The 21,335-nt window shown below is 41.2% G+C and carries 22 protein-coding genes and 1 tRNA gene; 9 read left to right on the top strand and 14 right to left on the bottom strand.

The genetic code is table 11. From position 1 onward, the window contains the following. Positions 1 to 84 precede the first annotated feature (84 nt). Together mazG and CLI64_RS03120 are read right to left on the bottom strand one after the other, a co-directional pair. Positions 85 to 924 carry a nucleoside triphosphate pyrophosphohydrolase gene (gene mazG, locus CLI64_RS03125; protein ID WP_103135860.1) on the bottom strand — a complete coding sequence of 280 codons (840 nt, stop codon included), beginning with the start codon at positions 922 to 924 and terminating at the stop codon, positions 85 to 87. Beyond that, a complete protein-coding gene (locus CLI64_RS03120; RefSeq protein ID WP_103135859.1) occupies positions 899 to 1,510 on the bottom strand; it encodes a metal-binding protein in 612 nt (203 codons plus the stop codon). Before CLI64_RS03120 ends, mazG begins: the two co-directional genes overlap by 26 nt. Before the next feature lie 107 nt (positions 1,511 to 1,617). Here CLI64_RS03120 and CLI64_RS03115 point away from each other — a divergent pair. Continuing rightward, positions 1,618 to 1,690, top strand: a tRNA-Val gene (locus CLI64_RS03115). Here CLI64_RS03115 and CLI64_RS30605 read toward each other — a convergent pair. Beyond that, a complete protein-coding gene (locus CLI64_RS30605) occupies positions 1,667 to 1,951 on the bottom strand; it encodes a hypothetical protein (protein ID WP_157943181.1) in 285 nt (94 codons plus the stop codon). The genes CLI64_RS03115 and CLI64_RS30605 overlap by 24 nt on opposite strands. A gap of 11 nt (positions 1,952 to 1,962) precedes the next feature. Between CLI64_RS30605 and CLI64_RS03110 the strand changes: the two genes are divergently transcribed. The 3 genes from CLI64_RS03110 to CLI64_RS03100 all read left to right on the top strand — a co-directional run bounded on the left by CLI64_RS03110 (position 1,963) and on the right by CLI64_RS03100 (position 3,409). Further along, positions 1,963 to 2,166 (top strand): BrnT family toxin, encoded by a 204-nt coding sequence (locus CLI64_RS03110; protein WP_225977495.1) that lies wholly within the window; start codon positions 1,963 to 1,965, stop codon positions 2,164 to 2,166. Continuing rightward, on the top strand, positions 2,129 to 2,407 hold the full coding sequence (locus CLI64_RS03105) for a BrnA antitoxin family protein (protein WP_103135858.1): 279 nt from the start codon (positions 2,129 to 2,131) through the stop codon (positions 2,405 to 2,407). The genes CLI64_RS03110 and CLI64_RS03105 overlap by 38 nt, the downstream gene beginning before the upstream one ends. 633 nt (positions 2,408 to 3,040) lie before the next feature. After that, positions 3,041 to 3,409 carry a hypothetical protein gene (locus CLI64_RS03100; protein WP_103135857.1) on the top strand — a complete coding sequence of 123 codons (369 nt, stop codon included), beginning with the start codon at positions 3,041 to 3,043 and terminating at the stop codon, positions 3,407 to 3,409. A 99-nt stretch (positions 3,410 to 3,508) separates the two neighbouring features. Here CLI64_RS03100 and CLI64_RS03095 read toward each other — a convergent pair whose 3' ends face one another. Continuing rightward, positions 3,509 to 3,736 (bottom strand): hypothetical protein, encoded by a 228-nt coding sequence (locus CLI64_RS03095; RefSeq protein ID WP_225977494.1) that lies wholly within the window; start codon positions 3,734 to 3,736, stop codon positions 3,509 to 3,511. A gap of 104 nt (positions 3,737 to 3,840) precedes the next feature. Between CLI64_RS03095 and CLI64_RS03090 the strand changes: the two genes are divergently transcribed. Genes CLI64_RS03090 through CLI64_RS03080 form a run of 3 tightly spaced genes read left to right on the top strand, consistent with a single transcriptional unit; the run spans position 3,841 to position 9,095 of the window. Beyond that, the gene (locus CLI64_RS03090) at positions 3,841 to 7,329 is read left to right on the top strand and encodes a CHAT domain-containing protein (protein WP_103140567.1); all 3,489 of its coding nucleotides are present in this window, start codon (positions 3,841 to 3,843) and stop codon (positions 7,327 to 7,329) included. 3 nt (positions 7,330 to 7,332) lie between these two features. After that, a complete protein-coding gene (locus CLI64_RS03085; RefSeq protein ID WP_103135856.1) occupies positions 7,333 to 7,710 on the top strand; it encodes a hypothetical protein in 378 nt (125 codons plus the stop codon). Further along, a complete protein-coding gene (locus CLI64_RS03080) occupies positions 7,707 to 9,095 on the top strand; it encodes a hypothetical protein (RefSeq protein ID WP_103135855.1) in 1,389 nt (462 codons plus the stop codon). The genes CLI64_RS03085 and CLI64_RS03080 overlap by 4 nt, the downstream gene beginning before the upstream one ends. A 13-nt stretch (positions 9,096 to 9,108) precedes the next feature. Here CLI64_RS03080 and CLI64_RS03075 read toward each other — a convergent pair whose 3' ends face one another. After that, a complete protein-coding gene (locus CLI64_RS03075) occupies positions 9,109 to 9,285 on the bottom strand; it encodes a hypothetical protein (protein ID WP_225977493.1) in 177 nt (58 codons plus the stop codon). Positions 9,286 to 9,326: 41 nt separating this feature from the next. Here CLI64_RS03075 and CLI64_RS03070 point away from each other — a divergent pair, with 41 nt between their 5' ends. After that, complete coding sequence (locus CLI64_RS03070; RefSeq protein ID WP_103135854.1) at positions 9,327 to 9,605, top strand: hypothetical protein; 279 nt, start codon at positions 9,327 to 9,329, stop codon at positions 9,603 to 9,605. After that, entirely contained in the window at positions 9,602 to 10,003 is a 402-nt protein-coding gene (locus CLI64_RS03065) for a type II toxin-antitoxin system VapC family toxin (protein ID WP_103135853.1), read from the top strand. Before CLI64_RS03070 ends, CLI64_RS03065 begins: the two co-directional genes overlap by 4 nt. A gap of 42 nt (positions 10,004 to 10,045) precedes the next feature. Here CLI64_RS03065 and CLI64_RS03060 read toward each other — a convergent pair whose 3' ends face one another. From CLI64_RS03060 to CLI64_RS03020, 9 genes are all read right to left on the bottom strand, one after another. Further along, on the bottom strand, positions 10,046 to 11,368 hold the full coding sequence (locus tag CLI64_RS03060; protein WP_103140566.1) for a CO2 hydration protein: 1,323 nt from the start codon (positions 11,366 to 11,368) through the stop codon (positions 10,046 to 10,048). A 133-nt stretch (positions 11,369 to 11,501) separates the two neighbouring features. Beyond that, positions 11,502 to 13,013 carry an NADH-quinone oxidoreductase subunit M gene (locus tag CLI64_RS03055; RefSeq protein WP_103140565.1) on the bottom strand — a complete coding sequence of 504 codons (1,512 nt, stop codon included), beginning with the start codon at positions 13,011 to 13,013 and terminating at the stop codon, positions 11,502 to 11,504. Between the two features lie 139 nt (positions 13,014 to 13,152). After that, positions 13,153 to 15,012, bottom strand: coding sequence for an NAD(P)H-quinone oxidoreductase subunit F (locus tag CLI64_RS03050; protein WP_103135852.1), 1,860 nt, complete (start codon positions 15,010 to 15,012; stop codon positions 13,153 to 13,155). Positions 15,013 to 15,415: 403 nt separating this feature from the next. After that, complete coding sequence (locus CLI64_RS03045; RefSeq protein WP_103135851.1) at positions 15,416 to 15,592, bottom strand: hypothetical protein; 177 nt, start codon at positions 15,590 to 15,592, stop codon at positions 15,416 to 15,418. 165 nt (positions 15,593 to 15,757) lie between these two features. Next, positions 15,758 to 16,720, bottom strand: a complete 963-nt coding sequence (locus CLI64_RS03040; RefSeq protein ID WP_103135850.1) for a glycosyltransferase — start codon at positions 16,718 to 16,720, stop codon at positions 15,758 to 15,760. Between the two features lie 88 nt (positions 16,721 to 16,808). After that, on the bottom strand, positions 16,809 to 17,702 hold the full coding sequence (locus CLI64_RS03035) for a glycosyltransferase family 2 protein (protein ID WP_103135849.1): 894 nt from the start codon (positions 17,700 to 17,702) through the stop codon (positions 16,809 to 16,811). 15 nt (positions 17,703 to 17,717) lie between these two features. Continuing rightward, positions 17,718 to 18,995, bottom strand: coding sequence for an ABC transporter ATP-binding protein (locus tag CLI64_RS03030; protein WP_103135848.1), 1,278 nt, complete (start codon positions 18,993 to 18,995; stop codon positions 17,718 to 17,720). A 2-nt stretch (positions 18,996 to 18,997) separates the two neighbouring features. Next, positions 18,998 to 19,870 (bottom strand): ABC transporter permease, encoded by an 873-nt coding sequence (locus tag CLI64_RS03025; RefSeq protein WP_103135847.1) that lies wholly within the window; start codon positions 19,868 to 19,870, stop codon positions 18,998 to 19,000. A 361-nt stretch (positions 19,871 to 20,231) separates the two neighbouring features. After that, positions 20,232 to 21,245, bottom strand: coding sequence for a glycosyltransferase family 2 protein (locus CLI64_RS03020; protein ID WP_103135846.1), 1,014 nt, complete (start codon positions 21,243 to 21,245; stop codon positions 20,232 to 20,234). Positions 21,246 to 21,335: the final 90 nt, after the last annotated feature.

The following is a 21,335-nucleotide window of genomic DNA, read 5'->3' as shown; positions in this document are numbered from 1 at the left end:
ATCAGCCAAGATGAGAGGTTTTTTGCAAAAACTCTCAGCCAGGACGAAAAATGAGCATGATGATTATCACGTCTGTGGTGCAATTTACTCTTGATTACTCTCTTTGGCTATTTGGGCTTTAGCTTGTTGCCATAAAGCTTCTAACTCATCCAAACTGTAATCAGATAAGGGACGGCTAACAACTGCTTCCATTTTTTGCAAACGTTGGACAAATCTTTGATTTGTGCCTTGTAAAGCTGCACTGGGATCGAGATTATACCAACGGGCTAACTGAATGACTGCAAAGAGTAAATCACCTAATTCGGCTTGTTGGCGTTCTGGTGTTTCTGCGGCTAAGGCTTGTTGAAACTCCTGTAACTCTTCATGGAACTTTGCCCACACTCCATCAATATTTTCCCACTCAAAACCAACCGCCGCCGCTTTTTGGGAAATCTTCATGGCTGCTGTCAGTGGAGGAAGAGTCCGGTTGTAACGACTGAGTTTGGTACTCAACTTTTGGCTGTCTGGTGAAGCTTCTCCTTTCTCCTCTGCCTTAATTTGTTCCCAATTTTGTCGCACTTCCTCTGCATTCTGCACCGACACATCACCGAATACATGAGGATGACGACGAATCAACTTTTGAGCAATACCTTGGGCAACATCTTGTAGGGAAAATTGGCTAGATTCCCTAGCAATTTGCGCCTGTAAGACTACCTGTAAAAGTAAATCCCCTAATTCTTCGGTGATTTCTGCTTGTGTGCCGTTTTTAATGGCATCTACAACCTCGTAGGCTTCCTCAATTACGTAGGGTGTGAGAGTTTCAGGAGTTTGCGCCAAATCCCAAGGACAACCCCCATCAGGCGATCGCAATTTCGCTACCACATCAATTAACTCTTGCAACGCCGCCAAAGTTTCTGCATTATTTTGTTCTTTGTCCTTTGTCATTGACTTTTACTCCCTTGCTGACTCTGCGACGCGTAACTTTACGTTTCTTAATTTTGCCACTAGGAAGTATTCCCTGGAGTCCTTGCTTGCGAAACCGTTTGTAAGCCGAACCGCCCCAATCGCTGAGGGAATGACTCATTGCACCGAGTTCTAAACCCAAAAATAAAGCCAGACACTCTGTCGCGTAACTAGATAGCGATCGCCCCACAGTCCCTTCTATATCTTGCCAAGAAACAGTGATATTCCATAACTTCTCAGCGATAGCCACCATCACCATCGCCAAGATTGCCATGATGCTGCTGAGATAAACTACCCTGAGAGTTGTGCCAATAATTGGCCCGTGGGATAAAAAAGAACGGTGGCGGAGACTCTTTTGGTAAGGTAGCCAAATCCAACGCAGAAAACCCCAGCGTTGGTATTGACGGGAGTATATATCTAAGTCGGGGCCGAACATCAAACCACCAAACATAAACCCACCAGCCACCAACAAAGTGACATTGCCACTACGAGTCTGCCAGAAAGTCACACCCGCCACCACTGGCAACGCCCATAAAGTAATGCGATCGTGCGTTCCACCAGAAGGCATTTACAGGTTCTCAAAAAATATTTTAAAAAATTTCTTCAAAATACTAGCGCAATCAAAAATATTTTGCTATATTATTTAATTGTGAGCGCAAAACAAAAAGCGCAAACGGGCGGTTAGCTCAGTTGGTAGAGCGCCTGCCTTACAAGCAGGATGTCATCAGTTCGAGTCTGGTACTGCCCATACACCCAAAGCCGCTACTAAAGCGGCTTTTTCAATTTTAGGCGAATTTTGGCAGCAAAATTCACAATAACACGAGAGCGATCGCTTGTTGATTGAGATTTGGAAGATATGGCGATCTCCGAAATAGCAAATGCGATTTGATAAGATGCAGGTGGAACTAAAGGTACAAACCGAACTACCTTCCCCTTCTCTATGAGAAGCTGCGCGTAGCTTGCTTCCACGTTCGCGGTAGCGTTGCGTAGCAAAGTGGTACGCTAACACCCGCAAGTGGAGTGATTTTTCCCCCTGCTCCCTTGCTCCCTGCTCCCCTGCTTTTTCATTGCGGTGAAGACCGTTGGTTTGGTATAGGTTTCCTTGGTAACGGTGTAGCGGTTGTAGTTTGGACAGAACGCAAAAATAATGTGATTCGGATCATTTCAGCACGAAGGGCAAATCGGTATGAGCGACAAAGACTTGAGCAATACCTCTCGTACTAACTGGACAGCACTAGAGTCAATGAACGATGAAGAAATTGACTACTCTGACATTCCACCATTGACAGAAGAATTTTTTGAGCAGGCTACCCTCAGAATTCCCGCACCTCAAGCACTACAATTGGTACAGATTGAACCAGATATACTCAAGTGGTTTCAAGCTCAAAGTGGAGAATATAAAGCCTTAATCAACTCTGTTTTACGTCGTTACATTGAAAACTGCGACGAACAGACAGCAATATAATTATCCAAAATTCAATTATAATTTTGGCGATCGCTAAAATAAAAAATGCGTAAGTGTAGCCAGCAGTAGGTATTGCTTTGTTACAGTTGCAATTTTTAACTGCCATAGCTCTACCTAAAATGTGATTGCCTATATTAGTAATGTATCGTCTTGCATTTACGATGTATTGTCTTACATTCGCAATGTATTGCTTTACATTCACGATGTATTGTCTTGCATTCTCAATGTATTGCCTGACATCAATCTCGTGAACTCAACATAGATATTGGTGTCTGACTTTTCACGTTATGTGGAAAAGTTAACGTAAAACCTAACCCCCTTCCCTAGTAGGGAAGGGGGAAAATTAAAGCCTCTCTCCTTGTAGGGGAGAGGTTTGGAGAGGGGTTTTCCAGATGCCGTGAACTCAACATAGATATTGGTGTTGGGTTTCCTTGCGTCAACTTAATCTACATCTGCATCAGATTTTTAGTGCAATGGTATAAGAGGTACTCGGAGAGTGGCTGTTTTGCGTCTTGGGAAAGATGTGGCAAAAATTAAGTTGCACATCGCGTTAATTCCGTGTATTTTCTCAAGCGATTTCAGGTTTAAATTGACACGCTAAATATATAGTCCACTACGGATATATTAACAGCCATGCAAAACACAAACCGCCGTCTTACGCCTTCTAACATTGATCAAGATATTAATTCATTTCACGGTTTGCAAACTATTACTGATTATCAAACCAGTCGAGATGATGCTTCCACAAGCAAGTTAGCGGCAACTTACGAAGCGATGTTAAATGCTCAAAAAGCCGAGGTGGAGAAACTAACTTTATACCGTGCTGCGTCTGATGCGGCTCGATTAGCGGAGTGGGAATTTCACAATGCGGTGTTAGCGATGAAGGAAGTTGTACGGGGACAGTATGGCTCAGATAGTAATCAGGCTCAAGCTGTAGGATTCAAGAAAAAATCAGAGCGTAAACGTCCTAGCCGCAAAAAGTTAGTTGAGACTGTGAGTTAGTCGTTAGACATCTGGTAGAAATTAATTCTGCGTTACCCGAAACCTTTGTAGAGAGGTAGCATTGCTACGTCTCTACATTGATTTTCACTCCTATGTCTATTAAGTCTTATGCAATAAAGAAACATCTTTCAATAACTTTGGAAGATAAGAAACAAATTTTCTCTTGCTTTTTCTTTCTTGTACTTTTAAATCTTGATAAATTGCTTGTAAGTCATTGTTAAATTGGTTTGAATGAGCTTGTCTAGCTTGATAAACTTCTTCAATAATTGGATCTTCCCACATAACTTTTACCTTTCTATGACTTTTTCTTTCATGAGATTCTTGCATCGTCAGAAACACATCACCTGTGATGAAATTCTACACTTTTCTGTAATTGAGGGCGTTAGCGTTGAATTATTCTCTTGATTATGTTGCGCCTCACGCCCTCTCTCATGAACGAACAGCGTCAGCAAGCCTATCTCAACGTCATTCGCAGTCTGTTAGATGCTCCTAGTGGTGAAGAACTGGAGATTTTAGCCGCACACCAAGATTTACTTGATGCTGGCTTGGTGCAGAAGATGCTAGAAATAGCAAGTAATCTATTAAGCCGAGGCGAATTAGACCAAGCTAACCGTTTAATGAATATAGTGGGACAGCAACTTGGGGTTTATAGTGAATTTGAATTATCATTGACTGCCACAGAAAAAGAATATTTTAATTTTTTATACCAAACGTTACAAGCAACCGCAGACAGCAAAGCTAATCCCCAGGTAGTTTACCCCTTGTTGGCACAAAATACAGACAAACTTGAAGGAGTGTTTGCAGAAATACTACGTCGTTGGGGGACAAATAGACTAGGAGAAGCGAAAGCAGATAAAGCGGAATATTTAGCAGCAGTTATTGTTGAATTTAGCAATCTAATTCAACAATTTCCCTTAGGTAACAAAGCCAGCAATATGGAAATTGCCATTACTGGCTATAAAGTCGCACTGATAGTCTACACTCCTGAAGCATTGCCTCAACAATGGGCAGGGACACAAAATAATCTCGCTGTTGCCTACTGGGAGAGAATCAAAGGCGACAGAGCAGAAAACATCGAAAATGCGATTGTGGCTTATACTGCGGCTTTAACTGTCAGAACTAAGGAAGCATTGCCTGTTGATTGGGCAATGACGCAAAATAATCTCGCTGTTGCCTACAACGATAGAATCAAAGGTGACAGAGCAGAGAACATCGAAAATGCGATCGCGGCTTTTACTGTGGCTTTAACTGTCAGAACTAAGGAAGCATTGCCTGTTGATTGGGCAGCAACGCAAAATAATCTCGCTGCTGCCTACAGGGAGAGAATCAAAGGCGACATAGCAGAGAACATCGAAAATGCGATCGCGGTTTGTACTGCGGCTTTAACTGTCTACACTCCTGAGGCATTGCCTGTTGATTGGGCAATGACGCAAAATAATCTTGCTCTTGCCTACAGAGAGAGAATCAAAGGCGACAGAGCAGAGAACATCGAAAATGCGATCGCGGCTTGTACTGCGGCTTTAACTGTCTACACTCCAGAAGCATTGCCTCAACAATGGGCAGCGACGCAAAATAATCTCGCTGCTGCCTACAACGATAGAATCAAAGGCGACAGAGCAGAGAACATCGAAAATGCGATCGCGGCTTGTACTGCGGCTTTAACTGTCTACACTCCAGAAGCATTGCCTCAACAATGGGCAGCGACGCAAAATAATCTTGCTGCTGCCTACAACGATAGAATCAAAGGCGACAGAGCAGAGAACATCGAAAATGCGATCGCGGCTTGTACTGCGGCTTTAACTGTCAGAACTCCAGAGGCATTGCCTGTTGATTGGGCAGCAACGCAAAATAATCTCGCTTTTGCGTACAACGATAGAATCAAAGGCAACAGAGCAGAGAACATCGAACAGGCAATCACTGCTTATACTGCGACTTTAACTGTCTACACTCCTGAGGCATTGCCTGTTTATTGGGCAATGACGCAAAATAATCTCGCTGCTGTCTACAGCAAGAGAATCAAAGGCGACAGAGCAGAGAACATCGAAAATGCGATCGCTGCTTATACTGCTGCTTTAACTGTCAGAACCAGGGAAGCTTTGCCTATTGATTGGGCAGCAACGCAAAATAATCTTGGAATTGTCTACAACGATAGAATCAAAGGCGACAGAGCAGAGAACATCGAAAATGCGATCACAGCTTATACTGCTGCTTTAACTGTCTACACCAAAGAAGCTTTGCCTGAAAATCATGCAAAAACTTTGTTTGCACTTGGAATTACTTACCAAGACGCAAACCAGTTTAATTTAGCATACAATACTTTTAAATTTGCCATTGACACAGTAGAATCTTTACGAGAAGAAATAGTATCTGGTGAAGAAAGCAAACGCAAACAAGCGGAACAGTTTAACAAAGTTTATAGCCGTATGGTAGAAGTTTGCTTGAAATTAGGTAGTCTAACAGAAGCAATTGAATATGTTGAATGTAGCAAAACTCGCAGTTTAGTTGAGCAAATCCTGAAACGTGACTCTCAAAGCATCTTCCCTCCAGATGTTTTCACTCAACTAGAAACTTACAGAGATGAAATATTAGTAGGACAATATCAAATCCAAAATGGTAAAGCGGAAAATCTCCAAGACTTAGCAAAACATCTTCAACAATTACGACAGCAACGCAACAACTTACAAGATAAATATTTGCCTATTGGTTCTAGTTTCAAGTTTGATAAATTCCCAGAAACTTTAGATGACAACACTGCAATTATAGAATGGTACATTGCCACAGATACAATTCTCACATTTATTATCAAACCTCACGGACAACAATTAGCATTTTGGCAATCACCAGCAGCAGAATTAGACGCACTATTTAATTGGATTAATGAATATGTAAATGATTACTACAACCCAAAAGACAAAAATGAAATTCAATGGCAGAACCAACTAGAAACACGCCTAAACAAGTTAGCAGGAATTCTGCACATTGAAGAAATATTAGCCCACATCCCCGAACAATGCCAAAGATTGATTCTCATTCCTCATCGCTTTTTGCATCTATTCCCTCTCCATGCTTTACCCGTCAAATCATCATACTTAATTGACTTATTCCCCAAGGGCGTAAGCTATGCACCTAGTTGTCAAATCTTACAACAACTGCAACTGCGTCAACATCATGAATCTCAATCATTATTAAAATCTTTATTTGCTGTGCAGAACCCCACAAAAGATTTATATGAAGATTATGAACAAGACTTAGGTGCAGTCAACGTCATTAAAAAGAAATTTACTCAATCTCATATTATCAAACAAGCCAAAGCCAACAAATCAGCAATTCTCCATGTTGATGAAAATCAGCACACCACCCTCAACCCAGAATTCCGCCAAGCTAGCAGCATATTTTTCTTTTGTCACGGCTACTTCAATCCTAACTCTCCTCAAGATTCCGGTTTACAGTTAGCTGACGCAAACCTAACTTTAACAGAGATTATCGCTCACTTCAAATTAATGAACTGTCGCCTAGTCACCCTCTCAGCTTGCGAAACTGGGATGATAGATTCCAGAAACACCAGTGACGAATACATAGGTTTACCCAGTGGCTTTTTATTAGCAGGTAGCACCAATGTAGTCAGCAGCCTTTGGACTGTCAGTGCTACAGCTACAGCCTTATTCATGATTAAATTTTACGAAGAACTACAGCAGCAAACCAATATTGTATTAGCTCTAAACGCAGCACAACGCTGGTTAAGAAATACAACAATTAAAGGCTTTCAATATTGGCTACCTAAATCATCATTACGTCTAGATTGTCAGATAGAAATATATAAATACTTGACTGAAATCGTCAAAGACAAAGGAGAATCTACACTACCATTTGAGTCACCTTTTTATTGGGCTGCTTTTTATCACACAGGTAAAGGAGTTTAACAAATGTCATCTCAAACTAGCATCCAAGCCTTTATTCAAATACTCAATTCACAATCACAGTTAATTTCTCTAATAGACTGGGAAGAATTAGAACAAATACGTAGCAGTTTACCAGAAGATGACGATGAGGAAATTGCCGAAATATTAGAAGAATGGTTACAAACAGCATCTCGCAGTCAACTGTTAGCAGCTTACACCCAAAACCTCGGAATAATCAGTGACAAATCTTCTATTGATGTAGGTAAAAACTTAGGGATAGCTAAGAGTAAATCACAGACACCACCAGATAAACCCAGCCCATCATCAAAGGAATTGTTAGACAATGCTATTAAACTTAACTCGCCTTTATCAGACAAGCAAAAATTTCAACCAACACAGTGAAGAATTTTAGCCTCAGTCTCTACGCCTTTCATCTCCGCCACACCCTCACCCATCTTCCTGATGAAGTTGTGGCAGATGCTCATTTATTATGGGAAAATTTGGTGAAACTGGGAGAGAGTACCCTTCCCTTTCCTGACTTAAAAGATTTGCGCTCAAAACTAGTTTCTTATCATCATGGTGTATACACACCCCAGCAAGAAATAGCCATCAAAAGTGAATGGTTAAGCATTTCAGGAAAAGATTTAGACTTAGGTAGTCTACCCACACCAGCCGGATTTAATATTAACGCTAATCTTCAGCCATTCTTACTTAACGACACCTACGCCGTTGATTTAACCTTATTTCCCGAATTACCAAACACCGAAATAGACATCCCCCAACTGCAACATTTTCAACCCCAATCTTTATTACCCGCGACTATTCAAGCATCATTAGGACAAACATTATCGGTTTATGGGGAAGTAGAACCCAGTGAAGATTGTGACACTTTAGCACAAAAAATTGCCATAGCCTTAGTAGCAGGAACTAGTTTAAATTCTCCCACATTAATACATAAGGGAGAACTGTTTGAGAGTTTATTATTTGAATACCAAGCACTTGACACCAATGCACCAGATAACCCTGCTAAACAGTGTCAGATTTTAATAGTTATCAATAATAGTCAAGCAGCAACAGGAATGCTTGCAGAATCAGCTTATAACTGGGTGCGAGATTTATTTTGTAGCTACCACAAAATCCTTTACATTTATCAACTGGCACGTCAACGCTATGGAGAAGGAAGAAAAATTTACGGCGATTTAGAAAATAAAATCCAACAATTTAACAGCTTGATAACTGCAAATCAACCAAATTTATCCGCATTAAAAAGTTTAATATCTCAAGTTCCGCAAACAAACTTAGACTACACCAGATGCTGTCAAGATTTAGAAACACACCACACAGAAATTACTACTAACATTACTAATTATAAAATCTGCTCAGATAACATTAAAGCCACTAATAACGGCAATACTCCCCAATCTTGGGAAGATTTTTTCAACAAAGAATGTCAAAAATTGCAACAACAAATCCAAACAGATATTAACTATCTCGCTCCAGGTAAAGAAATATTTGGACAATTAGTTGATACAATTCGGGGTGTAGTAGAAACACAACAAGCAGAGAGCGATCGCTCTTTAGAACGCACCATCCAAGTATTAGGTATAGCCTTTGGTGGCGGTGCAATAGTTTCTGGTGTTGTTACCGGACACATAGATAAACCATTCGCACCAATTAATTTCAAGTACCCAATTCACCCTTTAGTATCATCCTTGTTGTGGAGTTTTCTAGCTACAGCCTGTTTTTGGTGGATAGCGTGGTGGTTTACTAAACGTAAGTGGCGTTAAGATTCAGTTATCCTCACCTAGAGCAAGCACCACAAAAGCGAATTGGCTCATACTGCATTCTTACTCCCAGAGACGGCAGCATTTGAGCTAACCTGTCTGCATCTACTTTTACTACAGATGCGTAGGCGTTCGCGCAGCGTTCCGCAGGAAAGCCCGTCGCAGACATCGCTTCCAAATCGTTTTGGCTCAAACAAGGATTAAAATGAAATTATCCTCCTCTTAAGCCTCATTATGGTTGCTCCAGAACTTGAACAACAACTCCTTCACCTTTCACCTGACGATAAACTCTATATTATTCAAATCCTGGCACAAAGTCTGACTACACAAAATAACAACATCCATCAACTAAGCAAAATCTCAGAATTATTCCGTCAATCACTCGCGGCTGAATTACGCGGAGAATTTGAGATCAGCGAATATCCCCAACCTCAATTCTATGGATGTATCCAAGATGAAACATTCTTCCGCCATCCCCAAGGACAACAAACAGAACGCGAACCAATACTGTGAAATTCCTCCTCGATACTAACACCTGCATTATTTATATGCGGGGTAAAAATTCCACTTTAAAACAGAAATTAGAATCTACTTCTACTAAAGATATTGCAGTTTGCTCAATCGTCAAAGCCGAACTATTTTATGGAGCAATGAAAAGTGCCAATCCACAACGTAACCTTACCTTACAACTGCAATTTTTAGCTCAATTTATATCACTACCTTTTGACGATTTAGCAGCCACAACATTTGGTAAAATTCGCTCTCAACTAGAAGCATTAGGTACTCCGATTGGAGCGTATGATTTACAAATTGCGGCGATCGCACTCTCCAAAAACTTAACTCTCATCACCCATAACACGAGAGAATTTCAACGCATTAATAACTTGTTGATTGAGGATTGGGAGATATAGGTCTTTTGGGTAGAGACGCGATGACTCGCGTCTCCCAGTAAATTAGCGATAATCTTGACGCTGGATGTCTCGCAGACGCGCCGCATCACGCATACCATATTCAGGACGGGTAAAGCGGCCGAGTTGCGCTTCAAAAAACTCGCGGTTAGCTTGCAAATGCTTGGGGTTGGGGTCGTCTAAGGGATATAACAAAGCAGTCCGCAATGCCTGAATTACCGCAGAGGTAACATTGTACATGGAACGCTGGAAACTAATCCCCAACTGAATCAGCATATCTTCCTCACCCCGACAATGTTGTTGGTAATAATCAACCAGATATTGGGGTAAGAAATGCAACATATCTTGCATTAACAATGTCGGTGGAATTCCGGCTGTACCAACGGGGAATACGTCAGCGTAAAGAATGCCGTAGTGGAAATCTTTTTGGTCATCGGGGACTTGACCAGCTTGGGCGTTATAGGATTTTGTGCCTCTAAAGGGGGCTGTGCGGTAGAATACAGCCTCTACATAGGGTAATGCGGCTTCGTACAGCCAAGTGAAACCTTTAGATTTGGGGATGATTTCGTAACATTCACCACGGATATACACATGATGGTAAATCGGACGACCGGCGATCGCAAATATCCCATTGACTAAAAAGTTCATTGCATCGGGAACGCCTTTAAAGCCACCTTCATCATAGATATCCGACATTTCAAAAAATACCGGTGCCATGACTTCCCAGAATAAACCCAGGTTGGCGTAATAGGACATTTGACGGCACTGTTCCAAGAACATATCGGGGAACAGTTTGTAGAGTCCCAACATTACGGGGTTGCCTTTAAAGTAAGCTTTAATTGCCCTATCGGCGTTAGCTTTGTATTCTTCTGAGTCGAGGTAAGCATCAAATTGGTTGACGGGCGCGTACATATGACGATGCCACAACATAGCCCGCATACAGGCTTCGGCAAATTCCATATTGACGCGATCGTGCAGTAAATGATGCAATATTTTTGGCATCTTGAAGGTTTCGCCCCTGTCCATAAATGCCAAAAGTTCTGGGTGTGCTGTGGCTTCACCACGCCAAATTCTTAAATCAGCGTCGTCCCCAGCGTAATGATTATGTCTATCTAAATATTCTTGGGAAATAAAGTATTTAAAAAAGGGAAAGGGATCTAAAAAGACTTGTTCGGCGATATAGAGTAAGTCGCGCCAGTAAAAATCCATCGGTACAGCATAGGCTTTGTAGATACCGATAATTTGCATTAAATTCTCTGGCGTATCAGGTAACATCGAACCGCCAGCTTCTAAGCGATAGATGATATCAGCAAATTCGTGGCGGGAAGGGGGAATTTTGGTAACGGGTTTTTCTGGGGTTTGTACCATAGTTGGGGATTGGGGATTGGGGACTGGGGATTGGGGATTAGGGATTGGGCAATTCAATTTTGGATTTTGGATTTTAAATTTTGGATTGGATTTCAATCTAAAATCCAAAATCTAAAATCTAAAATTCTTTCCCTCACACCCCTGGTTTTAAAGCTACTTGAGAGTTGATGGTTTTTTCTATTGATGGAATTGTGGCAACCATTGCTGTAGTCGTGGGTTCACTCCAACGGACTAACCAAGTGGGTTGGATGCCTAAGAAGATGATGAGGGATGCCAAAATTAAGGCGGGCATTTTCTCAGACCATAAAACTTTGGGATAGTAAGCTTGGTTATTATCCAATTTGCCAAAGCAGGTACGGTTGAGAAGAATGACAAAGTACACTGCTGTTAAGCCGCTAGAGGCGACGCACAAAAGTGTTGAGATGGGGAAAACTGAGAAACTACCTTGAAAGACGATAAATTCTGAGATAAACCCGATTAAACCAGGAATCCCGGCACTTGCCATCCCACTGAGAACTAGTAGCGCGCTAATTAAGGGCAAACCACGAATGGGACTCATCAAACCGTTGAGTTTATCTAATTCTCTAGTACCAACTTTTGCTTCCACAACGCCGACTAGGTGGAAAAGAATTGCCAGAATTAAACCGTGGCTGAACATCTGAGAAACTGCGCCCACTAGTGCTAAGGCTGTGCTGGAGGCACTAGCTAGCAACACATAGCCCATGTGACCGATAGAGCTGTATGCTACCATGCGCTTGATATCTTTTTGCGCGATCGCAATTACTGCCCCATAGATGGCACTAACTGCACCCCAAATAGCTAGAGTTGGTGCAACAACACTCCAAGCTTCGGGAAACATTCCCATACCAAACCGCAACAGTCCATAAGTTCCCAACTTCGCCAACACACCACCCAACAAAATAGCAATGGGTGCGGAAGCTTCTACATAAGCATCAGGTAGCCAAGTGTGGAAGGGAACAAGGGGAATTTTGATCCCAAAACCTAAGATGATTCCTGCTAGGAGGATGAATTGTAAACCTGCGGAGAGAGTTTGTGTAGATACGGCATCAAACGAGAAACTGGTAGAACCAGTCAGGAAGACCATACCTAAGAAGGTAGCGAGAATTAAAGCACCGGAAACAGCAGTGTAAATTAAAAACTTGATACCCGCATAAGCCCGTTTTTCGCCTCCCCAAATGGAAATTAACAGATAAAAGGGGATTAATTCTAATTCGTAAAACAGGAAGAAAAGTAATAAGTTCTCAGCTAAAAATGCACCAGCAACACCACCACTGACTAATAGAATCATCGAGTAAAAAAGTCTGGGGCGTTCGGTATCTTTACTGCTGCTGTAAATCGCAACCCAGGTAAGCAGGCTATTAAGAATCAACATTAAAATTGATAAGCCATCTACACCTAGTTGATAACTCAAACCCAAGGTTTCATTCCAAGGTAAATACTCTTGAAATTGCATCCCAGGGTTGCTGATATCAAATTTCAGCAGAATAAACAAATTCCACAGTAAAACTACACCGGCAACAGTTAAAGAAACTAGTCTTACCCGACTTGCTGGAACGACTTTACCAGGGAGAAACCCGATAATTATCGCACTGATAATTGGTATCCAAATTAAAACACTGAGCATATTAATTTGATGATTGGTAGTTAGGGACTGGGGATTGGGGATTTGGGACTGAGAACGAGGTAGACAAGGTAGACAAGGTAGAGTTTTCTTAACATCTAAACACTGCACTACCGCTAACAGCACTCATAACTCAGCACTATTAAAAAATGAGGCTTAAGAACTGTACTCCCCAGTATGGCCAAGTTACCCACGCGCCTAAGACACCTACGCCTAGTAACACGGTGAAGGCATAAAACTGGGTTTGTCCGTTGGTACTGTATTTCAAACCTTCGCCACCTAACAGGGAAAATAAACCAACAAAGTTAACAATGCCATCTACTACAAAGCGGTCAACCATATCAGCGAATTTGGAAAGTTGAGCAACGCTGAAAATGATGGTCATGCGATAGAGTTTGGGTGTGTAAAAGTCGTAAGCAAATAGGTCTTGTAGAGGCTTCCAAGGTAGGCGGACGGGTTTGGGAATGTTGCCTAAATAAATGACTGCGCTAATACTGCATCCGAAAATACTTGACCAAATTAGTAATAGTGCCACGTCTTTATTTAAGGTTGCCCAACTAGGTAAAAGTGAAAAGCTTTGTAACACCAAAGGTAAATGTAAAACGAAGCCGAATAAAATCACCATTGGCAGTACCATTGGCCAATGCACTTCAGGCGATCGCTCACTCATTTGTTTAGCTTTACCACCGAAAATTAAGCCGAATTCTCTTGTTAAACTGACGGCTGTTAAAGCGTTAACTGCAATGATAATTCCCACTAACCAAGGGTAATTTCCCCACAAACCATCAGCTAATTTTAATAAAGCCCAAAAGCTACCCAAGGGGGGAAATCCAATTAAGCCCAAGGTTCCGACAATGAAGGCTAAACCGGAAATGGGACGGCGTGACCATAAGCCACCCAGTTGAGTAACATCTTGAGTGATGCTGTTCCAAACAATTCCGCCGGTACTCATCACTAGCAAGGCGGCTGATACAGCATGAGTGAGTACCAATAATAATGCAGCCTCGTCTTGTTGTGTGCCTACAGCAATGAACACTAAGCCCATGTAAGCACTGACAGAGTAAGATAAGCAACGTTTGATGTCAACTTGAGCGATCGCAATTAAGGAAGCACCAATTGCTGTCACCGCGCCAATGGCGACAATAAACGCTGAAACTACAGGTGATAAAGTTAACACGGGCTGTAGTTTAATTAGTACCCATGCACCACTAGCAACTACCACCGAGTTACGCAAAATTGTGCTAGGGACAGGGCCTTCCATTGCCTCATCTAACCACAAATGCAGAGGAAACTGGGCGCATTTACCCATCGGCCCGGCTACTAAAGCTAAACCCACCAATGTCATTACAGTTGGGTCAACCTTAGCTGTAGCAGCCCATTCGGCTAAATCCGCATAATTCCAAGTTCCGGCGAGATTCCACAGTCCCAAGACCCCCATCAGCAAGAATAAGTCTCCTACCCGTTTGGTAAGGAAAGCGTCTCTTGCACCAGTCACTACCAAGGGTTGGCTAAACCATAAACCTACTAATAGGTATGTTCCCAGGGTCAGCACTTCCAAAACTACATAGCTGAAAAACAGGTTATTACATAGAGCTAAGGCACACAAGCCCGCTTCAAATAATCCCAATAAGGAATAGAAGCGTCCCCAGCCCCAGTCCATTTCCATGTAGCCAATTGCAAAAATTTGGGCTAAAAAGTTTAAGCAGGTTACTACTACCATTGCACCGACACTTACGGAGGAAATGTCTAGAGTAATAGTCAAATTTAATCCTGCGGTTGATAGCCAGGGAATTAATACTTCTTGGGCTGGTTGATTCCAGGTTGCTTGTAGTGCCAAAGCACTATGAACCAACGCCAAAAATGTCATGATTAAATTGACATAACCTGCTGGTCTTGGCCCGGTTCTGCGGATGATTCCCGGCGACCAAGGAATAGCCAATAGTCCACCTATTAAGGCATAGCACGGAACTAGCCAAACAGTCTCTAGTAGAAACTGAGCCATGAAATTAACCTCTGGATTTGTAGCACAGATTAACAACAATGGGGGCAAACTTAACTTTGCTCCCAGTCAAACCAAGTATTTGTAGATAAAGGTAGTTTATGTTTGCTTAATATTCTTATCAGCTTACCGTTATATCTATCAAAAAGGAATTACCCATCAAAATAAATCTACGATAACTACTCTAATTAATTCTTATATAATCAATTTCTTGGGTATATCCATAGAGTTTAGTCTATGGATTGACACCTATTGACATCAGTTTAAGTCAATATTAATCATTGACTTAAATCTATGAATAAATAAACAACTACCAATATAAAGATTTTGGCTTAATAGATCCCCGACTTTTTCAAAAAGTCGGGGATCTGAACAACATCATCTCTAGGAAATAAGAAGCAGCGCATTAATGAAAAGCAGATGTCATGAGTAACCCGACAACTGTTGATAGTTGGTTAATTTGACCAATGGGTGCGGGCTGCATATCACGATAGTCTAAGATTTGCACGACAATCAGGTATGCAAGGGCTAACAAAATAGAAACCGCGCCCGTAATAATTGCCACTATTTTTGAACGATTCATCAGTATTTCCTACATTGTGGGTTATGAGTCTGTATCTATATCCACATTGCCACAACTGATGCCAAAATACATCTTTCAAATAAAATAACGTCACATGACCATAACCAGAAGAAACAACTAAGGAAAGAGTTTTTCCACCCAGTTTAAAAGCTAAATCATCATCATCTAAGCAAAGCGGGAACTAACAAACTTTTGAGCAAACAAGATACCACATGCAATTCTTTCCGCTTGCCGAAAGCCGAAAATATTTTGCAATATTCTGTAGAATTTTCTTTTACTATTAGCCTGAAATTCTGGAAACATCACTAATGCTGCTTCCAAAAACATTAAATATTGGGAATAATCGAAAAATAAAGCTTCTCTCGCCAACTCAAAATATGATGTGGCTAAAGCCTGACGATAAGTAGGATAAAGCTGATTTTTTTGTGAGAGTTGCTGTTCTACTTTTTGCAATACTAAATGATGACTTTTTAACCAACGTTCTTTAGAAGCAGTAGAAACAGTTACCGCACCATACCTTCTGTAAATAGCATGACAACCAGGTTGATAAACAACTTTAGCTCCATTCATAACAACAGAGAGGAAAAAATCTCTATCTTGGGCAGCAGGAAGGTTTTCATCCCATCTAGCACTATTTTCTACTGCTTTTCTGGTGTACATTAAAGCTGCTAACGCCACCCACCAATTAGCCAACAAAGCAGCTAAAATATCTGGTTGATTGCCCGAAATCTCTATCTTCTCTAAAACAACATTGCCATCAGGTAAATGACGCTGATGTCTCCAATCACCATACACAACATCCGCGCCTGTAGTTTCTAAAAAGTTTATCTGCCTTGCTATTTTCTCAGGCAAAATATAATCATCTGCATCTAAATATTGAATGTATTCGCCTTGAGCTAAATCAAAGCCACGATTGCGTGCATAATTTCCGCCTTGATGGGGATAACTCCGCCAAATAATTTGTTTATCATAGCTTTTAATTATTTCTAATGAATTATCTGTAGAACCATCATCAATGACGATAATTTCTAAATTAGAATGAGTTTGTTGTAAACAGCTATCAATTGCTTCTTTCAACCACTTCTCAGCATTAAAACAAGGTATGATTACAGAGGCTTTTTTGGGCATATTGAACCTTAATAGGGAATAGGGAATGGGGAATGGGGAATAGGGAAATTTCGTTTGTTAAAAGCTCTCTATCAAAGCATTACAAAATCTAAAATCTAAAATTGTATAATTTCATTCGCGATTGATAGAATTTTGCGGCAATACGGGGAAATATTTGTGGTGGGTCTATTTGCATTGCCCAGCATAAATTAGAAAATGCTTCGCGTTTTAGTCCAATTTCGTAACATTTACGAGCGTGTTCATAGACGAATTTCGCAAAGGTTTGGGGATGGGCTTGGAACAGTTTTTGATGTTTCTCAACTAGGCGAATAAAGCTTTCTTGACGCAGTTGGGGATTACGTGAAACTCTTTGCCCTTGATGGTTGTATAACTGGTAGGTAATGATGGGAAGACCAATAATTGAGCAAACTGGGTTGAGTCTAAGAAATAGTTCTGAGTGAACGCGCGATCGCATATGATTATCCCAACCCCCAATTTTTTGCAGCACTTCACGCTCAACTACGAGGGTTTGCTTGGTATTATATGATTTACCTGCTTCGAGTTCTTCAAGGAAAAAATGCGCGCCGCGTGGACGCAGTAGCGGGGGTAAACGCATTCCTAAAACCTCACCTTGGGGGTTGACTTCTTCTAAGCCGGAAATTACCGCCACAGGTGCGCTGAGAGTAGTTGAAGATAACGCCTTTAATGATAATTCTGCCATGTGGGGCAGCAGGCGATCGTCATCATCAAGAAATGTTACCCAACGACCAATAGCTGCTGCTAGTCCAACATTACGCGTTCCCGCACCACCATGCGGTTGTGATAGGCGAATTACTCGCAACTTGGGGTGGGAAGGTAAATCTATTGGCTGTGTGGAAGCATCATCTACCACAATGACCTCAAAATCATCCATAGTTTGCTCAAGCGCACTCTGCACAGCCTGAGTTACTAAATGGGGTCGGTTGTGAGTAGGAATAATTATGCTTAGTAGAGGTTTATTCATCTGTAATACCTATATTTATTGATGAATAACTTGCCATGTGCGGGGTTGATAAAATAAACATCTACTAATAGTTTTGTTGCTCTTAACTGTAAATCTAAAAGATTCCACAATATCGAAAGATTGTACGCCTCTTCTAATATAAATTTTGGCACTGTATACACCAGGAACAAAGGAGCAGTATGGCATATACATTTGAATTTCTGATTGTCCAGGGAGAATAGTTAAATCTTCGCGATCGCAGTTAGATGTAATATACTGAACCAGCCCATTTTCTCCAGATAAAGCTGTGACTAAAACACCTAAATTAGCTTGGTCGATTTTTTGATAAGATTTACATTCCACACATAAATAAGCAGGTTCACCAGAAAGCGGTGCATCTAGTAAATTACCTTGCTCATCTCTAAAAAACACAGAGGTAATATCTAAGCCTAAACTTGCTGTTGCTGGCTTTTCAGGTAAAACTAATTTTCCTAATGCTATTTCTGTACCACTTAAACATAAATCTTCTTCATATTTCCGAATTACCGCTTCCGTCTCCCCAGACGCAATTAATTGACCCTTAGATAAATAAATCGAAGCATCACAAACATTGAGAATGCTATGGGAATTATGGGAAACTAAAATAAAAGCTGTGCCTTTTTCGCGCAGTTGTGCCAACTTGCGGTGACACTTCATTTTAAATTTAATATCACCCACCGCTAGCACTTCATCAATTAGTAAAATATCTGGTTCTACATGAACTGCACAAGCAAAACCCAATCGCGCCGCCATCCCCGAACTATAGCTTTGGACGGGCGCGTCAATAGCATTGCCAATTTCCGAAAAATCGATGACATCTTGAAATCTTTCGGCAATTTGTTGAGTAGATAAACCAAGAATTGCCATATTAGCATAAATATTTTCTCTACCGGTGAGGATAGGATTAAACCCTGCACCTAAAGCAATTAAAGGTGCTACTCTGCCTTTGACTTTTATACAGCCAGTATCAGGTTTAATTAAACCGCTAATCATGCGGAGTAATGTACTTTTACCAGCACCATTTGAACCGACTAAACCTAAAGCTTCGCCGCGTTTGAGTTGAAAACTCACATCTTTAATTGCCCAAAATTCTTGCGGGCGTAAAGTGTCGCTTTTACGATTGCCGCCTAATAATTCAGTGGCAATATCTTGTACACCATAAAAGAGCGATCGCTTTAAATTGCGACAGAACTTTTTAGAAACTTGATCAACTGAAATCAACACATCAGCATCTTGATGCTGCACAGGAATTTTTTGTTCTATTAAATTAGTCATTATTAAGAACTTACTCTCTCAACCACAAATGGCATAGCCAAGCGGAACACTACCCAAGTTAGTAGTAAACCGATAAAAGTTACGGTACTTACTAACCAAAAACCTAACGGTTCTGAAACCACACCTGTAGTAGCTAATTCTCGCACTGTGACTAATAAAGGTGTGACAGGATTTAGCCTAACTAATAAACCAAATGTTCCTTCTGTTGGGACAGGATAAATTACAGGTGTGAGGAATAACCAAAACCCCGTCACCAAAGTTAAACCTTTAGAAACATCTTGATATAACACTCCCAAGGGAGCTAATAAAATCCCAATAAATGTTCCTAGTAAAACTAAATGAATTAACGGGACTGGCGTTAAAATTACCGTCCAACTGACAGGAATGTGAAACCAAATAAACAATCCAATAATTAAAATTAACTTGATGGCGAAATTAAAAAATACTTCCCCAATTTTTGCTAAAATTAACGCTTCCCGTGGGAAATTTACCCTGGCTAACATGGGTTTTGCAACTGTCACCGCCTGCACTGGAGCATTTAAAGCTTCCACAAAAGTTTGCCATAATGCAGTGCTGAACATGACATAAGCGGGATAGGGTAAATCAGTCGCGCCTACATTAATAACTTTGGCTGTATTAGCTAAAGTAAAGCTAGCAGCTAAGACAATTGGCGGTAAAAAAGCCCAAGCAATACCTAAAAACGATTGTCGATATTGCGCGCTAATATCCCGCACCATCAACCGCCAAGCTAATTCACGAGACGCTAACAAGTCTCGCCACATTTGTCGCAGTAATATTAGAGGATGTCTCAGCAGACTTTCAGGTGTATAGATACTCTGTGGTAGCTGAGAACTTTGTTTGTTTTGTCGTTTCAAAGTTTTTCACCTACATTGAGGAATGGGGTTAAGGTGTCAACATATCTGGGTGCAGAATGTGGTTTGCTCCCCTAAATCCCCCTTAAAAAGCAGGGCTGTTTCATTCGCTTGTGTTGGAGATTTGTCGAGAGGATAATCTCACGCAAAGGCGCATTCGGCGAAGCCGTTCCCGAAGGGTAGACGCAAAGGAAAATTACATATTTTGAGTTGAAGGCGCAAAGATTTTTGATTAAAGTTGTGGGCTTATGCTTAATTTTTATCTCTTTGAATCTTGCAATTTTACGCATTTTAGGGAGTGAAACAGCCCTGCCATTAGGGGGGATCAAAAAGATGCGTGATAAGGTAATAAAAATTGTGTTTACTAACTCAAACTACTGTTTTGTAATGCTGCGTAACGTTTGGTGATGTAGCGGTTAGCAACTTTATCTAAGATGCGTAAAATTTTCCTGACTACTCTTGAACCAAATTGACCAACAGGCAACTTACCCACTAGGGGATTGATAATAGCCATGTTTCGCCGCCATCCCAAGCGTTTGTATTTGTTTTGGAAGTATTCGTCTTCGGTGAGATTCCACTTTTCCCGTAGGCGTTGGAGGCTGGCTAGTTCCCAAGCATCACTCCAGCGCAGCATATAGTAATGGATGTCTGACGCTTCTAAGGGTTTACCTGTAACATAAGTCATCAGTGATTCTGGTTCGAGGTAAATTGTCCCGCCAGTTTCAGTTACCAAAATACACAAGTCTACGTGTTCTTTGGTGTTGAGTAGTCCTTCATCTAGCAAGCCAATTTTTTGGAATATCTCTGTGCGTACCATCATGCAGTGAAATTCTGCGAGTCCAGTTTGTTGGCGTTGTAATTGAGGACGCACATCTGCAACTTGACGACCTTGTTTATAAATCTTTTCAATCATACGCCGTCTGGTGGTTTCGCCTTTAGCCTCCACCTTAATTCCGGTTTCTCCGCCTGCACAATGTACTTCTGTATGCAGAGGTGTACCCTGACAAATCAGAGGACTAACTATAGTTGCACCAGTTGATTCTGCACATTCAATCAAAGGCTTAAGCCAGCCAGGGGTAACTACAACATCATTATCGATGAATACAACATACTTACTAGTAACATGACGCAAACCCAGGTTGCGCGCATGGTTGGGGGAAAGATAATGATCTGTGCGAATCAGTTGGAATTGCTTTTGTTGTGCTTGTGTGGCTAGATATTCTTTGATGTGCCGTGGAGAACCGCCATCTATATAGATTAATTCAAAGGGATAATCGGTATGTTCGTAAATGCTTTCTAAAGATTCAATGGTGCAGCTAAAACGTTCTCTAGGGGAGACGATAATAGTGATATCGGGATTTTTTGATGATTTGATCATATTGATTGGGGACTGGGGACTGGGAATTAGAAGGTAGACAAGGAGGACAGGGTAGAATTTTTTAGCACTTACAACTCAGCACTCAGTACG

Origin of the sequence: Nostoc sp. CENA543 (assembly GCF_002896875.1) — a bacterium.
Classification (GTDB): domain Bacteria; phylum Cyanobacteriota; class Cyanobacteriia; order Cyanobacteriales; family Nostocaceae; genus Trichormus.
The sequence above is the reverse complement of the archived record's forward strand: the minus strand, read 5'-3'. Positions and strand labels throughout refer to the sequence as shown.